Here is a 3,069-nt window from a genome sequence, read left to right on the forward strand (position 1 = left end):
ACAATAAACATCTAATTCTCCCGTTTTTGGCTGAAAAATTCCATAGACAGGTACTTGTAAGATTTGCTCGTAAAAATACCATTTTCCATAGGGATAGTGAGGGTTGATGGAATATTCACCCCCTTCGGTTTCCGAGATAAATTCTAGGACAATAGCTGGAATTTCTCCTTCAAGATGGGGAGTGTAACTGCGCCGAATTTTTCCGATGGGAATCGGTTTGACTGAGGGAATATAAACCCAATCAGGTGCTTTGACAACTGTTTGAGTTTTAACGGTAGCACATAAGCCAAAATTAGAAGCAATTAACATCGATTCTAGAATTAGTCCTGCTAATTCTAGGGATTCGCGTAAAGCGGCTGCTAAGAGAGGTTGCAGGTTATTGTCCACAGGTTCGTCAGGTAATACAAAATCATCTGGCAGTTTTTCCCAGGTGATTGGCGGTGATTTTGGGGGTAAATCAATAGCAGATGGTGTCATTGTCCTAAACAGTCCTTTCTATATTTAATAAGCTCTCATAAACTGTCCACGACTAAGTAGGTGCATTAAATTAATTATAAAATAGACCTGTAGGTGAACAATGCCTGCAATTATTTCATACACTATCATCAACTTCAACTCCTAGCGCTCTTAATTTTGCTGCCAAGCGTTCAGCCCGTTGCTTTTCCTGCTCGGCCCGTTGCTTTTCCTGCTCGGCCAACTCCTCTATGGTGGGGAGCAATTGCCCCTCTGCTGTTGCCCAACGTAGCCAAGTAATCGGCTCTTGTTCATCCCCATAAATTCCCTGCCACCGCACTAACACTAGCCCTAATATTTCGCTGCTGAACCTGCCTTGAGCATCTGGGTTTAAAGATTTATAAACACCCCCTTCTAAGCGATGTCCCGCTAAATCTTCTGGGTCAAAGGGATCATACCAAAAGTATTCTGTCACCCGCAAACGATTCTGATAGATAAGCTTTTTCTCTTCTTTATCTTTTTTTGCTGTACTTTCAGAAAGCAACTCAATCACCACATCAGGAGCTTTTTCTTCTTCCCAGACGACCCAGCTTTTCCGTTCTTTTCGAGGCACGTCCACAACGACAAATACATCGGGCCCGCGATAATCCTCGTTACGCACTTGATTGGGGCTAAAGTAAACAAACATATTGCCTCCGACAAACGCTTCCCGTCCTTGGTTTTTTAACCACCGGGAGAGAGGTCTGACTAATAACTGCATTTGCAGTCCGTGTCGCTGGGTTTCCATGGGAATACCATCATCAGAAGGTAGTTCATCTTCGGTCGGTGGTAGCTTGATCCCTTGTGGGTTAGCTGCAATTAGGAGGGTTTCTTGAGCCATTGGTTGGTTGGGGTGAACAACTGATGCCACTTTCTTATCATAAACCATTGTCAATGTCAACCCAATTGCTACCGCATTTGTGCTGCCAAGCCTTCGGCTCGTTTTAGGTTATGTGATTTTGTCAAGATTCTCTGATTCTATTACAATTCTAATCTTTTATGTAAATCTGACAATTTTTCAGGATAGGGTCATCTATGTTTTTCCCTGACTCTACAAGCTTGTAATTATTCTCATAGAGTAATTGTAAAAAAGTGTCATGAAGATTTTCTTTTATGACAGGTACATTTATGGGACATAGGGTGACAATTGGATTGAATTTATTGAGAGCATCAATAAAACGGGGCTGAAAAGAATTGTCCTCAGAGAAAATAGAAGTTATCTCGGGATAAAACAATACTTTTCTGTTTTTGTGAAGATAATAATAGGATTCAAATGAATCTGAAAGAAGAATTGATGGGCGGTTTAATTGTTTTTCTAATGTAGCCACTCTCTCGGACAAGCTGACTAAAGCAGACATTTGCGAATAGCTTTTAGGGCTTTTAAAATTGGATATAGTTAAGGGGATAAATTTTACACAAGCGATTAGGGACATAATAATAAAGGGCATGACTAATACACTGACAAGGGAGAGTCTGAATAGCTCAAACGAATTGGGCAATAGGATTGGCAAGAACTCCCTCAATGCAATTTTATTCTGCATCAATTTCGGTTCAGATTCAGACATTTTTTGTTGATAAGAACTAAAGGCATAATCAATCAAACAACCATAGGAAAGAAAAAATGGAAGTGATACAAATAACAAATTCCAAGGATGACTTCTATTGACAAAATAAAAGAGGCTAACTATTCCCCAGATGGCAATTACAAAACGATACTTAGCGTTTTTATCCTCAATAGGACTCTGAAAAGATTGTATGATGTTAAAACCGTAAACAACCATAAATATCATCCATATATTATCTGGAAAAGGCAAACCTAGAAAGCCAGAGCCAAATTTAAGAGTAGAACCCGTATAATTGAGAAAATTTATAAATTCTCCAGCAATAATTCTAAAGCCAAAAATAACTATGGACATGATAATTATGAGATTTATACTAAATCCCGCTAATCTTTTAATCATGTTTTTTGCGCTAAAACCATCTATTTTAAACTCATTCCAAATGTAAATAAAAAAGTACATAATCAACACAACTACACCAGAATCAAAATTACTTAATAGAGCCATTGCCACTATAAAATCTAGAATCAAATCTCGTAAGTTAATTGTTAAAAATCCAATGGAAAAAGTAGCTTTATCGAGAAATTTTCTTTCAGATATATAGAACGAAGTGACCAGTAAAAGACAAGGAAATAAAGTTCTTAAAGGAAAATATTGAAAGTATAAATCTCCTCCTACTACCCTAAAATAAAAATAACTCCAAAATAGGCAGCTGATGAATACCAAAATTCTGAACAACGGATTTTTGTAAATAGCTTTAACTATTAAATAGGCTCTTCTCGACTTTGTGTGATAATTTTTGCTTATGGAATCGTGAAATGTTTACTGGGAAAGACTTTTAGGACTATTTTGCGGATATTCTATCAGTATAGACCTAGTTTCCACACAGAAACCAGAAGAGCCTTAAATAGTAAAGAATAATCTGAAGAGCAATCAAACTACATACAACAATTTTAATAGACAATAGACTATTTCCCATTAATCGTGATAGTAGGCCAAGCCAAAGATAATATCCGCC

3 protein-coding genes are annotated in these 3,069 nt (G+C 37.5%); all 3 read right to left on the reverse strand.

The annotated features are described in order from the left end of the window. Positions 1–477, reverse strand: a 477-nt coding sequence (locus IM509_RS22265) for a Uma2 family endonuclease (RefSeq protein ID WP_287717352.1), incomplete at its 3' end; no start/stop codon positions are given. A 115-nt stretch (positions 478–592) separates the two neighbouring features. Next, complete coding sequence (locus IM509_RS22270; protein WP_185236945.1) at positions 593–1,333, reverse strand: Uma2 family endonuclease; 741 nt, start codon at positions 1,331–1,333, stop codon at positions 593–595. A 148-nt stretch (positions 1,334–1,481) separates the two neighbouring features. Next, a complete protein-coding gene (locus IM509_RS22275; protein ID WP_287717353.1) occupies positions 1,482–2,789 on the reverse strand; it encodes a hypothetical protein in 1,308 nt (435 codons plus the stop codon). Positions 2,790–3,069: the final 280 nt, after the last annotated feature.

Origin of the sequence: Microcystis sp. M31BS1, from assembly GCF_020245285.1 — a bacterium.
Lineage (GTDB): Bacteria > Cyanobacteriota > Cyanobacteriia > Cyanobacteriales > Microcystaceae > Microcystis > Microcystis panniformis.